This window comes from Vibrio sp. 1F169 (assembly GCF_041439605.1).
Lineage (GTDB): Bacteria > Pseudomonadota > Gammaproteobacteria > Enterobacterales > Vibrionaceae > Vibrio > Vibrio tasmaniensis_A.
Window position 1 is genome coordinate 1 of sequence record NZ_JBGOOI010000038.1, and the last position, 18,814, is coordinate 18,814.

General features: G+C 43.5%; 13 protein-coding genes. 1 reads left to right on the forward strand and 12 read right to left on the reverse strand.

Annotated elements, in window-relative coordinates; all coding sequences use genetic code 11:
- Positions 1–104: 104 nt before the first annotated feature.
- Complete coding sequence (locus ACED53_RS14645) at positions 105–977, reverse strand: patatin-like phospholipase family protein (RefSeq protein ID WP_029225338.1); 873 nt, start codon at positions 975–977, stop codon at positions 105–107.
- A gap of 334 nt (positions 978–1,311) precedes the next feature.
- Entirely contained in the window at positions 1,312–1,866 is a 555-nt protein-coding gene (locus ACED53_RS14650; RefSeq protein WP_009846993.1) for a hypothetical protein, read from the reverse strand.
- Between the two features lie 412 nt (positions 1,867–2,278).
- Here ACED53_RS14650 and ACED53_RS14655 point away from each other — a divergent pair, with 412 nt between their 5' ends.
- Positions 2,279–3,787: a DUF3360 domain-containing protein gene (locus ACED53_RS14655; RefSeq protein ID WP_012604176.1), complete on the forward strand. Its 1,509-nt coding sequence runs from the start codon at positions 2,279–2,281 to the stop codon at positions 3,785–3,787.
- Positions 3,788–3,903: 116 nt separating this feature from the next.
- On the opposite strand, the gene ACED53_RS14660 is transcribed toward ACED53_RS14655, so the two are convergent.
- The 10 genes from ACED53_RS14660 to ACED53_RS14705 form a co-directional block, all read right to left on the reverse strand.
- Positions 3,904–4,830, reverse strand: a complete 927-nt coding sequence (locus tag ACED53_RS14660) for a hypothetical protein (RefSeq protein ID WP_029225339.1) — start codon at positions 4,828–4,830, stop codon at positions 3,904–3,906.
- Positions 4,831–5,153: 323 nt separating this feature from the next.
- Entirely contained in the window at positions 5,154–5,360 is a 207-nt protein-coding gene (locus tag ACED53_RS14665) for a hypothetical protein (protein WP_017099747.1), read from the reverse strand.
- Positions 5,361–5,726: 366 nt separating this feature from the next.
- Complete coding sequence (gene herA / locus ACED53_RS14670) at positions 5,727–7,445, reverse strand: anti-phage-associated helicase HerA (protein ID WP_017099748.1); 1,719 nt, start codon at positions 7,443–7,445, stop codon at positions 5,727–5,729.
- The gene (locus ACED53_RS14675; protein ID WP_017099749.1) at positions 7,442–8,620 is read right to left on the reverse strand and encodes a DUF4297 family anti-phage-associated protein; all 1,179 of its coding nucleotides are present in this window, start codon (positions 8,618–8,620) and stop codon (positions 7,442–7,444) included. Before ACED53_RS14675 ends, herA begins: the two co-directional genes overlap by 4 nt.
- A gap of 203 nt (positions 8,621–8,823) precedes the next feature.
- Positions 8,824–11,229 (reverse strand): phenylalanine--tRNA ligase subunit beta, encoded by a 2,406-nt coding sequence (gene pheT / locus ACED53_RS14680; RefSeq protein ID WP_017099750.1) that lies wholly within the window; start codon positions 11,227–11,229, stop codon positions 8,824–8,826.
- An 18-nt stretch (positions 11,230–11,247) separates the two neighbouring features.
- On the reverse strand, positions 11,248–12,231 hold the full coding sequence (pheS, locus tag ACED53_RS14685; protein WP_004734764.1) for a phenylalanine--tRNA ligase subunit alpha: 984 nt from the start codon (positions 12,229–12,231) through the stop codon (positions 11,248–11,250).
- Positions 12,232–12,542: 311 nt separating this feature from the next.
- Positions 12,543–13,652 carry a GGDEF domain-containing protein gene (locus ACED53_RS14690; RefSeq protein ID WP_029225340.1) on the reverse strand — a complete coding sequence of 370 codons (1,110 nt, stop codon included), beginning with the start codon at positions 13,650–13,652 and terminating at the stop codon, positions 12,543–12,545.
- A gap of 270 nt (positions 13,653–13,922) precedes the next feature.
- On the reverse strand, positions 13,923–15,155 hold the full coding sequence (locus ACED53_RS14695) for a hypothetical protein (RefSeq protein WP_017099752.1): 1,233 nt from the start codon (positions 15,153–15,155) through the stop codon (positions 13,923–13,925).
- 9 nt (positions 15,156–15,164) lie between these two features.
- Positions 15,165–15,986, reverse strand: coding sequence for an outer membrane lipoprotein-sorting protein (locus ACED53_RS14700; protein ID WP_017099753.1), 822 nt, complete (start codon positions 15,984–15,986; stop codon positions 15,165–15,167).
- Positions 15,987–16,030: 44 nt separating this feature from the next.
- Positions 16,031–18,703, reverse strand: coding sequence for an MMPL family transporter (locus ACED53_RS14705; RefSeq protein ID WP_029225341.1), 2,673 nt, complete (start codon positions 18,701–18,703; stop codon positions 16,031–16,033).
- Positions 18,704–18,814 lie beyond the last annotated feature (111 nt).

Sequence of the window (18,814 nt, forward strand, 5' to 3'; positions counted from 1 at the left end):
TGACTAGGCTACTTCTCCCTCGCCGCGATTAAAACGCTTTTATCTCGAACAAAATTTAACCGCGAAAGGTCAACACGCCCTAGTCTCATTCAGCAGCAAATACATTAAAGTCGATTGCCCAGTTTAGCCTGTGCCAAATGGTAGCCTCTATCTATCATCTCTTGTGAACGATCAAACTCTAAGGTGCCACAGGCATTACGTGGGATCTCAAGCGTAATATCGGCGGGATAAGCGGCCAGTTTTTGACGAGCAATGGTCGATTGCATCGCATCAAACGCTTGGTTGGCAATGTCGTAGGCTGCAAAATTGAAGCTCATTTTGCTTTTTACACTGCTACCGAGATTATCGATAAAATGAACAACCTTCTCATGCAGGTTACTCTCTTTTGTTGGTAGGGAAACCGGTGTCACTTCCTGTTGAACAATTTCAGGTTCGCCGCCTAAGTTCACAGCCAGAGTAAAGTCTGTCTTATCACCAAAGGTAGGCGCAATCGGCACAGGGTTGAGTACCCCGCCATCAATCAGCGCTTCGCCATTAATCACATGAGGCGTGAAGAACAATGGCAAAGAGATAGAAGCGCGAATGGCATCAAACAGAGAGCCTGATTGCAGCCAAACCTCTTTTTCATCGGCGACGTTAGCGGCAACTGCGGTATAAGGGATAGGCAGTTCTTCAATTGAAATCTCACCGATCAATCCACGCAGTGTGTCGATGATCTTGTCCCCTTTGAAGATACCACTCGATTGCCATGAAAAATCCAACATCATCGCCATATCCGATTGGTCGATACTGGTGACCCACTCTTCAAATTCATCCAACTTACCCGCCGCATAGACACCACCGATAAGTGCGCCAATTGAACAACCAGAGATGGATTTTATCTGGTAGCCATGCTCAATTAACCAACGGATGATTCCAACGTGAACCAAGCCTCTTGCGCCACCACTGCCAAGTACCAACGAGATCGTTTTTTCCATCGTACTCATCCTTTAATTCATTAGCTCTTCAAAGCTTTGGGCAAAAATTATATCACTTCGTGTCAGTGTAAGCTGTGTAATGCTTTGAAAACTGCACCACCTGCGTGCCTAAATGTGTCGCGGATTGAGATCGGGCAGCTTAAGTTGATTGCTGAAACTCATAGACTTTAGACTACCGCACTAAACTAAAAGTGAGTCATTCCAGCAAGCCTAAGCGCGACTAGGAATCTGCTTTCCGTTAGCGCTTGATACAAAAAAGTCGCCCACTTGAAAGCGAGCGACCTCTTGTTGTTCATTGTGTTTTTGAGCTCATTCTGTAAGTGAGAACAAAGAATTACAACACGCGTAAGCACTCTTCTGGCGACAAGCTCAAGAGCGTATTGGCGAAGTTAATCTTCTCATCACGCCATCTCAATGCTGCCTCTCGACCTTCTTGTGCGTGTCTGTCGGCCTCAAAATAGCTTTTTCTTGGAAGCCCGTCTGCTGGCGTCATCACCATAGACTGTTCATTCAAGCGAAGCGTAAACAAGAACTGACCACGTTGTCCGGTTTGCGCTGCAGGGTGATGCAATGTGGTATCACAGCAATAGCGCCTATCACGCAGTGCGCGGCATGTGTACTCAAAAGCATCTTGAGCACCACGTCCAGGGAACGCGGTATAAACACTGATGCCATCACGTTGCAAAGACTGCTCACCCGCCGCGAGTTGCACCGCATGTTGGATCATCCTAAAGCCCAGAACCACGCCACCAATGCTGTTCAATCCACTGTATTGAATTGCGCCTTCTAAGCTCAGATGAAGTTTGTCTTCCCCTTCATAGAGAAAGAGATCAGGCGATGCCCAATCGCTCTTTGGAATAAGCAGTTGAGTAATATCCGAGTGTTCCATGTTGGTCTCCGCAACAATGAGTGTGTTTGAGCCCACAAGGTAACGTAATGAGAATTATTATCAATAGTTTTTAACCAAAAACGTTACCCCAGAAACCACTCATCGATGGATGCTATCTGATGCTTTAACGCCAAGCATTTCTTGTTAGATATTCATTTATTACCAATAAAGCTCATCGCCTACAAATAAACAGACACATACTATCTACAGGGTCTAATACTAGTCGTCCGACTCTACGACTAATGTCTAACCGACTGAGTCTATTTGTTTTTTTTGGTTTGGTATAAGGTACTAACAACTAAATGTTAATGAATTTTTAATGATAAGTTGACGCATTGTTTTCACTTCATGCCGTGAGTCAACAACGTTTGTTGGAATAACACACCTCAGAGTGTGAACGAAAGGAATCAAAATGAGCACTACTTTAGAGTCCGCACATATACAAACAGAGAAGCCTCAAGTCCATGAGGATGAACTCACCTATGAACAACAACATAAACCAAGATCGGAATTTGATTCCCGAGAACAGTATCTAGAACACGAATTGCAAATCATGTCGCCTAAGCGCTGGCGTCCAAATTTGCCGTTTAAAGATTATCGATTTGAGATAGAAGACGCCATCCCAGCGATGGCGGCGACCATTGGTAAAGTGGTTATGGTGGGCGCTATTGCAGCCACCTTTGCTGGGGCTCTCGGATTAAATGAAGACTTCATTCTAGAAAACGTTCGTTATGAACTCCTCATCGCCTCTGTTTTCATTATTATTTTCTCTGGCTTCCTGTTGCCGACCGCGAACCTCGCAGGTACACACGGCCCACTCATTCCTTTAATTCCGATTGTGGTTGCAGCAGGCGGACACCCTATGGCGTTTGGATTGCTGATTGGCGCTTTTGGCCTAATCTTAGCCATCAGTAAAGGTGGCAGTATGTTGGCCAACCTTACCAGTAAAGGCGTGTGTGGAGGCTTATTGCTCTACCTTGGCTTTGTTGGAACCGCCTCTCAAGTGAAAAAGCTGTTCGCTTGGGCTGAAGGAATCGGCATGAGCCACATCGCGTTTGTCGTGATCTTTTGCACCATTATCTTGTACGCGCTATTGGAACACTTCCGTAAACGTTGGTTAGCTGTGCCTCTTAGTTGCTTACTGGGTGGTACGATTGCATTTGCCATGGGTGCCCCATTCGCTTTCCACACAGAGCCAGGCTTACCTAACATGAACCCTATGTATTGGTGGGGAGAAGATACCGGTTGGATGTTAGGCCTACCAACGATTGAGCACTTCATGGTGGTATTGCCGTTTGCAATTCTAGCCGTGGCGATGTGGTCACCAGATTTCTTAGGCCATCAAGTGTTTCAAAAAATCAGCTATCCAGAACGTACCGAGAAAGTACACATGAACATTGACGACACCATGACCACGGCTTCAATTCGTCAAACGTTCGGCTCTCTGCTCGGCGGTACTAACTTTACGTCTTCATGGGGTACTTACATCGTACCAGCGGCGATTGCTAAACGCCCTATTCCTGCCGGCGCATTGCTCACAGCTCTGTTCTGTATCATCGCCGCGGTTTGGGGTTACCCGATGGATCTAGCTATCTGGCAACCTGTGCTTTGTGTTGCGCTCATTGTTGGGGTATTTGTGCCATTGCTAGAAGCTGGAATGGAAATGACGCGTGAAGGGAAAACCACACAATCAGCAGCGATTGTTGTATTTTCTTCAGCGCTCGTTAACCCTGCATTTGGTTGGGCTCTCACCATGCTATTGGATAACTTAGGCTTAGTCGGTTGTAAAGAACGTAGTAGTGAGCTTAGTAAAATGAGCCGTTGGGTGTTGCCTGGCATTATGTTCATTGTGCTAAGTGGTGTAATGGCGTTAGTTGGCCTTCTACCGGGGATTCCGGCGATTATCCCGAGTTTTCGTTAAGCTCCATTAATATTTAGTTTTAGTCGACAAACAAAAAGGCCTCGCACATGCGAGGCCTTGTTTTATCTAAGTTTCAACGAACGATCACCGAAGCAATTGGCGATGATAAAACCAAATCAATTAGAGAGCCATTCGTCCAGTACTGTAATGAATTTAGGATTGATTAGATAACCGATGGAAGCATGCGGATTGCTTTTTCCGTTGCGAATATTGAGGTTATAAACTGGATGGATATCTTTCATTCCGCCGGGTATCAGATCCAGTTTGAGCATATCTTTGAAGTCATTTTTAATTTTGCTGTCATGAGAGATAAAATCATCTTCTGCCGATATGTTTATCCATTGCTGAATGTTTAAAGGGTACTTCTTCTCATCTTTCAAGCGGCTCCCTTTTAGCCTATCTTTTACGTTTTCATCGCCTAACGGTGACCCAAGCGTAAGCAATAAGTTAACCTTCTTATCCGCACCATAGTCATGCCTATACTCTCCGTAATGAGACAGCTTCCACAGCACGTCATAACTGATCATCGACCCGAGACTGTGCGATACAATCATCACATCATCCTGATTATCAAGCGCTTCCTTCAGTTCAACCATCAGCCTATGCCTAACATCGCTTCCATAATAAGTATCTTCATACCAATAATGCGCCATATCCGGCGCAACCTTCGTTATGAGTGTCTCAGCCACACCCAGCTTTCCAAACAGCGATGAAAAAGTATCTGCTAACGCCTCTTTTAGAAAACCAACTTTAGATACCTTGTTATACGTTGTTTTATTGAACTGGCTTGTCTTGTACTTTTTGAGTTCAGACAGCGCTTGTTGTCGACTTGCAGGGTCTTCCGTTGGTTTATCTAACAATGTGTTTGATAGTTCTCCGTAATAGACAAACCGTTTATCGACATCTTTAAAAGCTTGTAATGAACTTGAGTCTCCACAATATCGCTGCAAGCCATGCTCTATAGCCTCGTACCAGAGTGCTTGAAGGGAATCTTTATCGGGCTTTTGAGCGCGACCATGAATGAATATTATTTTCTTAGCCATAGCAGGACATCCTAAACACATAGTTAAAGTGATTGTCAGTAGAAAGCACCCCTAGATTCGGTCAGCCCTTACCAATAACGGTGGTGCTGATTACATATCTAGGGGTGGTTGGTAGAGCATTTATATAACTATGAGGCTGTCGTTTAAGGACCATAAACGAGTGAACGAAGCGATCATTACTCGCAAATTGAAATGAATGTAGCTAACAAAACCTCCAACTACCAAAAAGGCCTCGCAATCGCGAGGCCTTGGTTTTTATATCAACAGTTGCAGCCGTCATTTAACAACTACAGCGCCCTACTTCACTGACTTAACCGCTTTCATCAACATTGTGTTGAATTGCTGTCTGAGCTCGAACCGTGAATGAAGATCAGTGCCGTCTCCCCACTTCCACTTTTGCCATACGCAATGTGCTCACCATCGTGAGATATCGCGATACCGAACTTAACCGTCGAATCATAAGCTATGGCATTCATGCTACCAAGTACCATGAATACCAAGAGTGTGGTGTTTAGAATTAAACGTTTCATAGTGTCTCTCTACTTACTTTGGAGGGTACGCAGAAAGCGCCCCTCTCAATCAAAATAGACACTATAAAGTGTGAAGTTATAGACAGGTCAAGGGTTGCTTTTTCGCCAAAATAAGTTTGAGGCTGAAGTAATAAAATACGATAAAAATCAATGAAGATAATTCCGTTTATCAAGTTTCATGTAATTTAAACTATTGTTTCAAATGGGAGATTCGCTTCAGCCGCTTACATAAAAGAAGGGCAAACGAAGAAACTTACCCTTTATAAATACTGAAAATTGAAATCAGAGTTGACGTAAAACAAATTACTCCATTTCCAAACTAGAGATATTGAAACTAACTAGTTGCACCCTTAACATGAACTTAAGCTATTTCCCCCAACCTTCTATCAACTGAGTAAATGCTAAATCTTTCCACTTTTCTTGCCAGACTTCAAGATATTTTACATCTGTTGACGAAGGCTCTAAAGAACATCGGTCGATTTTAACCAGTGAAGGAATTGAGATTGAATCCCCCATGATTAAAGCATCTCCTTCTCTAAGAGATGGTAATATTGTAGTGATATCTCCTAACGTATCTGGTAGAAGTCTTTTGACATAATTCTGATCTTCTGGGTTGGTTAAACGCATTGATATAAAACTATTACACTGAGAAAATATAGTTTCGGATATTTCAGAAGGTCTTTGACTTGCAAGCATTAAAGTTACGCCATACTTTCGCCCTTCTTTTGCGATTCTCTCAATCGCTATTTTAGATGACCTATATTTACTCAAACTACTTTTTGGAACATATTTATGTGCTTCTTCATACACCAACAATAATGGGACATCTTGGTTTTTCCCAAGAGCATTACTATTTTTCTTGTTATAATAACCGACATCGAATAATAATCGTGAAATCAAAGAAACACTCGTACTCAAAACTTCAAATGGGACTCCACTTAAATCTATTATGTTAACATTTGATTCAAAATCAACTTTATAACCAAGAATACTTCTTATTGTCTCTTCAAATGTTGCAGATCTAGCCTTATCACCTAGAAGAAAGTTTAGCCTTTGATCATTAATCTTATTTTCAAGTCTATTTATAAAGTTTATTAGTTTTCCATTTTGAGTCCCAGATGCACTTGAACCTAAAGGTTTTAAATCATCATTAAACAACTTGTGAGCATTTTCGTCATTGAATATAAACTCACAGCCATCCGAATCTGACCACTTTATATCATTTGTTCCTGATTTCTTCTCATTATTTCTGTTAGAAATATAAGTTACGACTTCATTAATATCAAAATAAACGGGTGAATCAAAATGTATAAACTTTTTATCATTACCATTAAAGTGTTGTTTTTTATTATATACTATAGCCTCTTTGAATATATTCCTTTGATTATGGTCATTAGACTCAGTATCAATAAACAATTCTGTAAGTTCTTCACTATTCAAAAGCCAGTATGGTAGATTAAGCTCACTTACATCTAGTCTATTTGAGGTAGGGAAAGCAGAAAGATACTCAGAGTGAATATCAAATATAACTATATGAGAATTATTTAATCCACTGAAACCATCTTTTTTTACTTGAGTGGCATTTTGTATTATCTTAGCGACAGTATGTGACTTTCCAGAGCCAGTAGAGCCGACGACTGCAATATGCTTATTAAAAAACCTGTTACCATTGACAGGTACATTTATTTCACGATTCAATAAAAGCTTTGAGAAAGTAAATTGCTCGTCTTCTTCTACACTCTCTTCATAGATGGCTCTTATATCATCGATCTGCGCAGGAACCACACTCTTTGGAGGCAAAGCGATTGAATCTCCACCTCGCTGAAATTTACCATCTTTTATTAAACCTACTGGGTTAGCTTCTATAATATATTTTTGCTTCCGATTCCCGTCCAAAGCTTCTATCGAAAAATTTTCAATTACTGCTAATAGAGCTACATCATCGTTATCTGAAACTCTTAGGTAAGAACCTACTCGGAGTTGCTCGTCTGCTATTTTGAATTCATTTAATTCATCAACCGAAATCTTAACCTTATTTGGTGATACTGATATCACCTCAGCAACGATTTTTTCTTGTGCGATCATACAATCCCCTTTATATCTTCAAAACCTTTAATCTGAATAGAAGCCGTTATTGGATGTTTTATTAAAGAAATACTAGAACTATAGGTGAACTCGTAAATTTCAACTCTATTCTTTATATTTAACATAAACTGATCAATATCTGAAATATTATCAAACATTTGGAATTTAACTTTGGTATCGGATTCGGAATTTATTATACTATCATGACAAAATAGTGCCCCTAAGAAGTTATACCCATCCGAAAATAATAACCCTTGATCATACAATTCATTTTTTAAATTAATCTTCTTATCCTCATCAATATTATTTAGATAAATATAAGGACTGAATGGTTTAACTGCTTTAGTGCTGAGTTGAGACCACTTTCTTTGAATTTCATAAATACAATCTTTTATGCTTTTATTATCAGAATATTTGCAATCAATAGAGAAAACCCTAGAATATGCTTCTGTACTCAGGCTTCTTTTGAAATATGTTCTATTCAACTCTTTAATATATTGCTCTCGCCCAATAGCAAGCTCTCTCCATGAGTTATATAGTACCTTTGAATTATCTATTTCATTTACAAAATTTTGCTTGGTTATCTGTCTAGATATATGATTACAACCAAGTTCTTTAACAACCGTGAATGCATTATTGTAATAATGATTAGCAATGTCCCTGTCACAATCAAAGTATTTAGAAAGGCAAGTTATAACCTCTTCTTGTTGTTTATCGAAACTAGTTGCATTTATATCAATTGACAACTTCAAAAGAAATTTATTTAAATCTGAATCATCTATACCTAACCTTTCGTACTCTCTAATCTCAATTTTATCTTTCTTGTATGTCAGGAATTTCTCTTTTAAATATGTGAGAGTAATGGGTAATACTAGCTTTTCATGACCTGATTTATAATGACCATATATATGATATTTGTTTATTGATGTTGGATTACTTTTAAAGTGTTCCAACATTAATCTAATAGGTTTAGCAATAACCGAAGGTACATAGTCAGTATTTTCATAGTATTTACATTGAACTGCTGTAGTTTCATCGTTAACCTTAACGTCTACATCCTCAATGCCCTCCACTTCGATACTATCGCTACCTTCACTCAGTTTCATCAATTCTAGAATCGACTTGTCAAACTGGTAGCAATAACCTCTAATTGTATTTATCGCTGATCTGTCCAAATTTTCCCCTTACTATGACAAAGAAAACACATAAGCAAAACATTACTATACAAATTAATGCGTAACCGTGCCATTCATCAAAAAAATCAATAGTTTATGAGTGGTATCCGGTTAGTTATGAGTCTGTAGCTACACCCTAGTATTCGTCCCAAAAAAAAGGCCTCGCAATGCGAGGCCTTTGGTTTTCTATCTATCAGAAGAGATTAGTCGCGAAGTGCTGCGCCGAATTTCTCTGAGATTGAAGCTACGATAGCATCTACTGAACCAGCGATGTCTGCATCTTCAAGTGTGCGCTCTACAGACTGTAGGCTAAGTGCGATTGCTAGGCTCTTCTTACCTTCTTCAACGCCTTGACCAACGTATACGTCGAACAGTTTAGCGCCTGTTAGGAATTCGCCACCAGCAGCGATACACGCTTCAACGATGTCGCCAGAAGCAACTGCTTCGTCAACAACTACGGCGATATCACGACGGTTTGCAGGGAACTTAGATACGGCTACTGCTTCTGGAAGCACGCGAGTGTTGATAGCTGCCCATTCGATTTCGAATACGATAGTGCGGCCGTTAAGACCAAACTTACGCTCTAGTTCTGGGTGAACAGTACCAATGATACCCACTTCTTTGCCGTCTACTACGATAGCCGCAGTTTGACCTGGGTGAAGTGCTGGGTGCTTAGCTGCTTTGAAGCTGTATGCGATTTCGTTTGCAGAAAGCTCAAGAACTGCTTCTAGGTCACCTTTAAGATCGAAGAAATCTACAGTGTTAGTTGCAATGTCCCAGTGCTCTTCGCCACGAGTACCAGAGATAACGCCCGCAAGCATCATTTCTTGGCGCATGCCGTTTTCAGCCGTTGCTTCAGGGATGAAACGTAGGCCTGATTCGAATAGACGAACGCGAGACTGTTGACGCTTCTGGTTGTGAACAACTGTGTTTAGAAGGCCTTGGATTAGGCCAAGACGCATTGCTGACATATCCGCAGAAATTGGGAATGGCAGGATTAGCGGCTCAACACCAGGTACAACAAGCTTTTGCTGTTCTGGTTCTACGAAGCTGTATGTGATTGCTTCGTGGTAGCCACGGTCTACAAGAAGGTCACGAACGCGCTTAAGCGGTTGGTTAGCTTCTTTGTGGTCATTCATTTTAAGTGCCGCTTTAGGCGCTTGGTTTGGAATGTTATCGTAACCGTAGATACGACCTACTTCTTCAATTAGGTCTTGCTCGATTGCGATATCAAAACGCCAAGATGGAGACGTTGCCGTCCAACCAGCTTCTGTCGTTTCAACGTTACAACCTAGGCGAGTAAGAATTTCCACTACGTCTGTAGATGGAATTTCGTGACCTAATAGGCTGTCTAGCTTAGCGCGACGTAGAGCAACTACGTTTGCTTTTGGTAGATCAGCTTCAGATTCGCTGCCGTTTACTGGCGCAACTTCACCACCACAGATTTCAACTAGAAGCTGTGTTGCACGCTCCATTGCTGCTGCTTGTAGCGTTGAATCAACACCACGTTCGAAACGTAGAGAAGAATCAGTATGAAGGCCGTAAGCACGTGCGCGACCACGGATGTGATCCGGTGCGAAGAATGCTGCTTCAAGAAGAACGTCAGTTGTTTCAGTAGTAACACCTGAATCTTGACCGCCAAAGATACCAGCGATTGCTAGTGCTTTGTTTTGGTCAGCGATAACAAGTGTGTTGCTGTTTAGTTCAGCTTCGTTGCCATCTAGAAGTGTTAGCTTTTCGCCCTGCTCTGCTAGACGAACCACGATACCGCCTTCGATCTTAGCTAGATCAAATGCGTGCATTGGTTGGCCTTGCTCTAACATCACGTAGTTTGTGATGTCTACAACTGGGTCGATTGAACGGATACCACAACGACGCAGTTTTTCTTGCATCCAGATTGGAGATTCCGCTTTCACGTTTACGTTCTTAACCACACGGCCAAGGTAACGTGGACAAGCATCAGTTGCTTTGATTTCAACAGATACTGTGTCTTCAATGCTTGTTGCAACAGCTTCAACTGTTGGCTCTGTAACGTCTGCGCGGTTTAGTACGCCAACTTCACGAGCAAGACCACGGATGCTGAAGCAGTCTGCGCGGTTTGCTGTTAGGTCTACGTCGATAGTTACGTCGTTAAGCTCTAGAAGCTCACGAACGTCCATACCTAGCGTTGTACCTTCTGGCAGCTCAAGGATGCCGTCAGACTCTACGTCGATACCTAGCTCAGAGAAAGAACAAAGCATGCCGTGCGATGGAACGCCACGTAGTTTTGCTTTCTTGATTTTGAAGTCACCAGGAAGTACTGCGCCAACTGTTGCTACTGCTACAGTTAGACCAAGACGACAGTTAGATGCACCACATACGATGTCTAAAAGCTCTTTATTACCGTCTGCATCAACAGCGCCGATATCAATTTTTGTAACTTGTAGTTTGTCTGCGTCTGGGTGCTGACCGCACTCAACCACTTTACCTACTTTAACGCCGGTGAAAACACCCGCAACAGGTTCTACATCGTCAACTTCCAAACCAGCCATAGTGATTTGGTGAGCTAGCTCTTCGCTGTTAATTGCGGGTTTAACCCACTCGCGTAGCCAAGATTCACTGAATTTCATAGTTTTGACTGCCCCGGATTACTTGAATTGTTTAAGGAAACGAAGGTCGTTCTCGAAGAACGCACGAAGGTCATTTACGCCGTAACGAAGCATCGTTAGACGCTCTACACCCATACCGAATGCAAAACCAGAGTATTTCTCAGGGTCGATGCCAACAGAGCGAAGTACGTTAGGGTGAACCATGCCACAGCCTAGAACTTCTAGCCATTTGCCATCTTTACGTTTCACGTCAACTTCAGCTGAAGGCTCTGTGAACGGGAAGAATGAAGGACGGAAACGCACTTCAACTTCTTCTTCAAAGAAGTTACAAAGGAAATCGTTAAGAATGCCTTTAAGTTGTGCGAAGTTTACGTTCTCATCAACTAACATACCTTCCACTTGGTGGAACATTGGCGTGTGAGTTTGATCGTAGTCGTTACGGTAAACACGACCCGGAGCAATGAAGCGGAATGGCGGTTTGCCGTTTTCCATCGTACGGATTTGAACACCAGAAGTGTGCGTACGTAGCATTAGATCAGGGTTGAAGAAGAAAGTATCGTGATCAGTACGAGCTGGGTGATCGTCTGCGATGTTTAGTGCATCAAAGTTGTGGAATGCATCTTCGATCTCAGGGCCAGACTCAGTGCTAAAGCCAAGCTCACCAAAGAACTGTTCGATACGCTCAACGGTGCGAGTAACTGGGTGAAGACCACCGTTCTCAATGCGACGACCTGGTAGGCTCACATCGATAGTTTCTTCAGCTAGTTTCGCTTCAAGCTCTGCACGTTGTAGTGCGTCTTTGCGAGCTGCGATCGCTTGTTGAACAGCACCTTTCGCTTTGTTGATCTCTTGACCAGCAGTGCGACGCTCTTCAGGTGGAAGTTTACCTAGGCTTTGTAGTTGAAGAGTTAGTTCACCCTTCTTACCTAAATACTGAACTCGCACTTCATCAAGTGCGACTAACGAATCTGCTGTATCAATAGCAGTCGTTGCATTAGCAATGATCTCTTCTAGATGTTGCATCATTTCCTCATCTACCAGTTGGTAGTGTCCGTATCGGATGATTAGTTTTTTTAGATAGCTACACATAGTAATCAAACACGCTACCAATGCCAAATTGAATCGTTAAAAGAACAAGTTATTGACTAAAAACACGGCAAATTTAACAGGATATTAATGAGGAGTAGGAAGAAGTGGAACAATTACTGGTACCACTCCTTAATTTGGAGGCGAATCGCGCTCAAAAAATAAAGCGAGCTAGGTTTTAGATTTAAAGTGAACTGAGCGCTAAAACTGACGAGAGCTATGGTTCTAAATCTTAAGTAAACCGAGATCTAAATCTGAATCGAACAAACGCTGTTCTTCCCCGCGTTTTTCGCTAAATAAACGGACTCATCAGCCGCTTTAATCAATTCATTCATGGTTTCGAATTCTTGGGTCATTTCAGCCACACCGACACTAATGCTGCCAATCCAAGCTTGGTTGCCGGTTTCGACCTCTAATTCAGACACTTTCTGTCGAGTCGTTTCTGCGATGTGCATACCCCCTTTAAGATCGGTATCAGGGCAAATCACCAAGAATTCATCGCCCCCTAATCGGCACACAATATCATCGTTGCGGAATGTGTTTTTCAGTTCGCGCGAGAGGGTTTTTAGCACCAAATCACCTGCATCATGGCCACTGGTGTCATTAATGCGCTTGAAGTGGTCGGCATCAATCATAATGCACACCAAAGGCACGCCAAGTTCTTTGGAGTCTTGCCAATGCACGGCTAACTGTTTAAAAGCGCAGCGGCGGTTAGGCAAATTAGTGAGTGAGTCTGTTAAGGACAGTTCTTCAAGTTTCTTATTCGCTTGTTTTAACTCTGCCGTACGTTCCTCAACTTTGTCTTCGAGTAACTGGTTGAAGCGTAACAACTGTTTGTTGCGTTCAGAGACCTGCTCAAATAAGCCTTTAAGCGCGGCCAATAAAGGGATGGTTGACGAGTCTTGCTGCTTTTCTTCTGCCTCAAAGGCTTCTAGGGGTGTTGCGCCCTGTTCTATCGCGGCCACTTGTCGCGCCATGTTTTGGTCGATGCCGAGGATGTGATAAGCAAGCCAATGAATCAGGAAGTCCAGTAGCTGACGTGCTGACGCCTGATCTTCTTCCAAGATGAAAGCTTGCATGCTGTAGATATCTTGCATAAACACACGATGCACCTTGATGTGCTCTTCAATGTGTAAGTCATAGAGCCCGCAATCTCTCATCAAAGATTCTTCTTCTTTAAAGTGAAATTCGGCATAGCGTGTGAGGTCGAGTAAAGCGACGCTCATGTCGTCTATAGAGATCGTATTCTCTGACAACAGGTTTCCGTAATGATTGATAAAACCAACAAGGTATTGATGTTGTTCGTCTACGACACCAATGCCTGTTTCAAAGTTTTTATCCCAATTAAATGAATTCATAAATCCCTTAGGGCCGATACCACCAGCACAATTTACATTCATATGCGGAGGTTATAGAGGTTCGAAAAATATAACCATCTTACCTGTGGGGCTATTTGATTGTTTGATCCACTTTATAAAAAGACGACGTTAAACATTCTAAATATGGCTCATCTTAAATATGAGACGCTCCCCTTAAGAAGAACGCCTCATGAAGCTAATATTAACTTTTTGGAGATGCCAACTTTTTGGAAACGCTAACTTGTTGGAAATAATCCCTTTTTGTAAAGACTAAAAGTAATATTCCAACGCCATCTCAACAAAGTCGTCCTTACGCGCGAAGAACAACAAGTCTTCTGGGGTTTCGTTCTCAAACAACCAAGCGTTCAATCGCCACTTGAGGTTGTTATTGATGCGGCTTGATGCTTCCAGCTTTGCACTGTAGACATCGCTGTTATCTAAGTCTTGAGTGATGCCCGTAAGTACTTCGGTGCCGTCTTCATCGTTCAAGGCGAAACGCGCACCAAGGAACACATCGTTTTGGCCGATGGTTTGGGCGTTGTTACCTCGGCTGTCATACAGGTATTCAGCAATGAAGCCAATGTCCCAATACGATTCAAGCGCCCCAACCCATGTGTATTCAAAACCTGTCGCGACGCCAGTGTGGTTGTCGTAGCTGTCGCGATAAATGCTTTCAAGCTTCCATAACCAGTCACCAATAATGCCTTGCACATCGAGTCCGAAGTGCTGCATTTGCGCGTAATACGGCTTGAGTTCATTGCCTTCTACACGATAATAAGGGTCGCGATTTGTGCCGCCTAAGTAGCTTAAACCGACATCCCAATCACCGCACATTTGGCTATAACGCAGTGCCACATCGACGTGCTTTTCTTCTCTCGAAGATTCGTAAAGCGCATCGTCCGATACAGGCACTGTCGGCCTTAAGCGACCGTCTTCCCCTGCGAAGGTACGCTCACGAAAATACGGCAGTAACATGGCATCGATAGTTCCCCAGTCTTTGATCGAGGTGAAGTGGACCATTGGCTGACCCAATTTCGATTCACCATCGACCGATTCAATGGCATCGGTTTGGTTTACCACATCGACCAAGTGCGCCGATTCAGTTACGCCCCAAAACACCTTGCCGACACCGGCTCGCAGTTCGTAATCGTCCCAATAATTGAGATACAGAGCTTCACGAACATCTCCATGGGTACGCTCATCGTCTTCGCTGTCTAGGCGGTAAAACGGCGTGAAGGTAAAGCTGCCGTTGCCCTCTTGTTGTTCCCAATAAAACTCTGGTTGCAACACCAGTGAGCTTTGTCCTTTATCTTGCCCTTGCAAACCGTCACTAAAGAACTGCCTGTGTTCAAGGTTAATCTGCCCTGCGAGTTCCGGACTAATCTGTTCTACGAACTCGGAGCTAAAACCACCCGCCACACATGGCAACGACACTTGCATTAGCCCAACTGTCGCCGCCAAGGTTAAAGATAACTGCGTTCCTGTTAACACAATCCTTTTCATATTCTTGCCTTACTTTGCACGTTTAAGTGTGTTTTTTTGAAAGTCCTTGTCCTTAAGACCGGTCTGGAACGCTAAATCTGTCGTGGTTAATACCGTACTTTTGCCTGTTTGGTGGTTTTGCATCGACATAGTGTGCGCGCGCCAGTATTGGTTTAGGTATTGTTTGTAGTCTTGGAATGACAGGGTTTTCAACAATGCGCCTTTACGGTCGTAAAACTCCACTTGAACGGGGCGGTAATATTGTTGGTCTAGCCATACTTTCTGCATGGTGTAGCCAGAGTTTTTATCGGTCGGTACTTGCTCTAAAACAAAGGTATCAACACCTTCAATTTTGGCGTCTTCAATGTAGTTGAAGGTGTACTTTTCTAGCTCAAACGAGCTTAAGTCTTCGTAAGCAAATTCACTGCCCATAAACGGGCCCGATTTGTTGCGTGAAGAGATCCGTTTTACACGTTTCAATGCAGGCAGATACAACCACTGGTCATCCGATTTAGTGATGTGTGAATGGTTTAAGAAAGCCGTGCCTTTTACGTCACGCGGCTCATCAAAAATCGTCAGCCCTTTATCACCATCGTCATCCACTTCTAACGACTTCAATCGCATTAGGCGGGTGCTGCTTTCGCCCTGTTTGTTGCGAAGTAGCATTTCCATGGTCGCGACAGAATCGCCCCACCCCATATCAACGGCTTTACGTTGTTCGGCAATCTCTAGGCCTTTCGCGGGGTCGGCTAACGTAGGGAAAGCTGCGAATGTGCCTACTGTTAACGTGCCGACGGTTAATGAGCTGACGGAAAGTAATGTGGTAACGAATGATTGTTTAGCGCTTTTCATAAATTTCTCCTTGAGTCAGCCCACCGCAGCAGGCTGACGATTCCTTATTTGGACGACGTAGTCAGTTCGCCAGCTGGGTTAGCTTGCGCTGTTTTAGATAGCTCTGTTTTAGATAGCTCTGTTTTAGATAACTCTGTTTTAGATAACTCTGTTTTAGATAGCTCGGCTTTAGATAGCTCTGATTCGTGCTGAGGTTTATCTGCATAGTGCGTCTGTTTGTCGAAGATCATCAGTAAGCTCGGTAGCAAGATGAAGTCGACTACTAGCGCAATGAAAATCACAATCGCACTGAGTAAGCCCATGTCGGAATTGAGTCTAAAGCTCGACATCGCCAGTACAGAGAAACCAGCCACAAGCACAACCGTGGTGATCCACAGTGCGCGGCCAACAGTGTGGAAGGCGTAACGAACGGCTTCTTCTGCTGATTTCCCTTCCATTCTGGCGCGTTGGTATTTACTCAAGAAGTGCACTGCATCATCAACAACGATACCCAGTGTGAGCGTGACCACGACTGACAAACCCAAGTTGATTTCACCAGAGATCAACGCCCACAAACCAAAGCCAATAATCGCCGGGGCAATGTTTGGTACTAGGCTAATCATGCCTAAGCGAACTGAGCGCAATGCAAAGATCATCAAGCCAGAGATAAGCACTAAGGTGATAGGCAAAGTTGATAACATGCTCGCCATGTTGGTTTCGCCAATGTGAGCAAACATCAGTGATGGGCTCGACGCGACCACTTCATACTGAGGTGCATTAGCTGCAAACCATGAGTAAATGCGCTCTTCGAGTTCTACCAATTCCACACTGCCTAGGTTGTCGACCGTGAGTACCATTTTGATCGATGACTTATCGACGTTGATCTGGTTGTTCAAGTCCAAGCCATACGGCAAAGACATTTCGTAAAGCAGCAGGTATTGCGCGGCAAGTTCACGGTTAAGCGGCAGTTGATAATAGCTATCGTCATCGCCATGCATGTTCTTATTCAAACGCATGTAAACATCGGAAAGCGTGGCGACATGGTCGGTTTCTGGTTGAACGCGTAGCCATTCAGTAAAGTCGCCAATCGCTTGCAAGAACACAGGGTCAGCAATCGCTTGAGACTCGTTGGTTTTCACCGCAATACTGATGGTCGTCATGCCGCTTACTGTCTCTTCCATGAAGTCAGCTGCTTGTCTAAATTCGCTTGAGGTATCGAAATACTTCACCGATTCATCGTTCACTTTATTCAATGGAATTAACGCGGCTGCGCCAACAATCACTAAGGTAGAAATAGGCAGCAGAGCATTACGGTTCGCTACGACAAAATCACCCAGCTTATCCATGAAAGTGACTTTGCTTTCTGCTGCCCCTTTTCCTTGCGTAGATAAGCTGGCTGGTAGAGTCTTCACTGGCAATAGTTTTAACAGCGCAGGCAGCATAGTCACAGAGAGGAAACATGCGATGAGCACGCCCAATGCCGACAAGTTACCGAAGTCTCGCAATACTGGAGAATCCGACATGTTCATCATCAAGAAACCAATCGCGGTGGTGACAGAAGTAATTAAGATCGGCATCGCATTAAGCTTGATGCTGTATTGAATGGCTTGTGCTTTCTCCATCCCGCGCTGCATGGCTTGTCTCATGGTCACAATCACGTGAACACAATCAGCAACGGCAAGGGTTAGTACTAAGGTTGGAACGTTGACCGTTGCGGTGCTGAGGAACATCCCTGCCCAGCCAGACAAACCCATGGTCGCAACAATCGAAGAGATAATCACAACTAAGGTAGCCACCACGCTAAAGAACGAGCGCAACATAAAGGTCAGGAACACCAATACCACCAACAGCATTAACGGCACGAGTGTTGAGCTGTCTTCTTGAGCCGACATCATAAACGCGTTGTTCATGGCAATGATGCCCGCTTTATGGAATTCGACGCTCGGGTAATCGGCTTGGTACTTGGCGATCATAGTATTGATGGCCGCGATCACTTCTTGCACTTCGGCGGTTTTGTCCACTTCAGGCAATTGCACGGTGACGTTAACAATGGTCACATCGCCAGAGGCCGACACCAATGCATTCTTAAGCAGTGGTTCGTTGAGCGCGATCTGTTTTACTTTGGCGATTCGCTCTGGTGTGTGCTCGTATTCTTCGTAAAGAAGGTCTTCCACTAAGAGGTCATCTTCAACGGCTTCGGTATGCTGATAATTGGCCAGCGAATCAACACGGCTTGAGTACGGGATCTGCCACGCATCGACCGTGAGGTTTTGAATTAAGGTGAGGGTTTCTGGGGTGAAGACATTGCCGCCTTCAGGCGCGACGACAATCGCGAGGTTGTCGGTTTTCGCAAAGGTAGTTTGGATTTCGTCGAACGCCATCAACTGTTTGTTGGTGCCTTCGAAGAAGATGTTGTAGTCCCCTCTAAAGTAGAGGTTCTTGGCCCCTAGAGCAGAGAGCATGATGATTGAAAAAACCACCAGCAAAACGATAAACGAACGCTTGGTCGGTATTGAGTGCCAACTGTTATCTAGATTATGAGCCTGTTGACCTGAGTTGGACGATTGACTCTCTAAATCGGGGTTATTAGCTAGATCGAGGTGACTAGTTGAATCAGGGTTACTCATTAAATCAGAGCTATTAGCTAAGTTGGGCTTCTGGCTGTCATGTTCCATCACAGTCTCCATTTGTGACGATTCGTCATAGTTGTGTCTTAAAAAGCCAGCCGGAGCTGACAAAAGACACAATTCTTAGTCATACACTCAAGAAAACCAAAACCACACTAGGCAAACTTAAGTTTATGACGAATCGTCACTAATGGTTATTAATAAACCCACACGAGTGGGCTT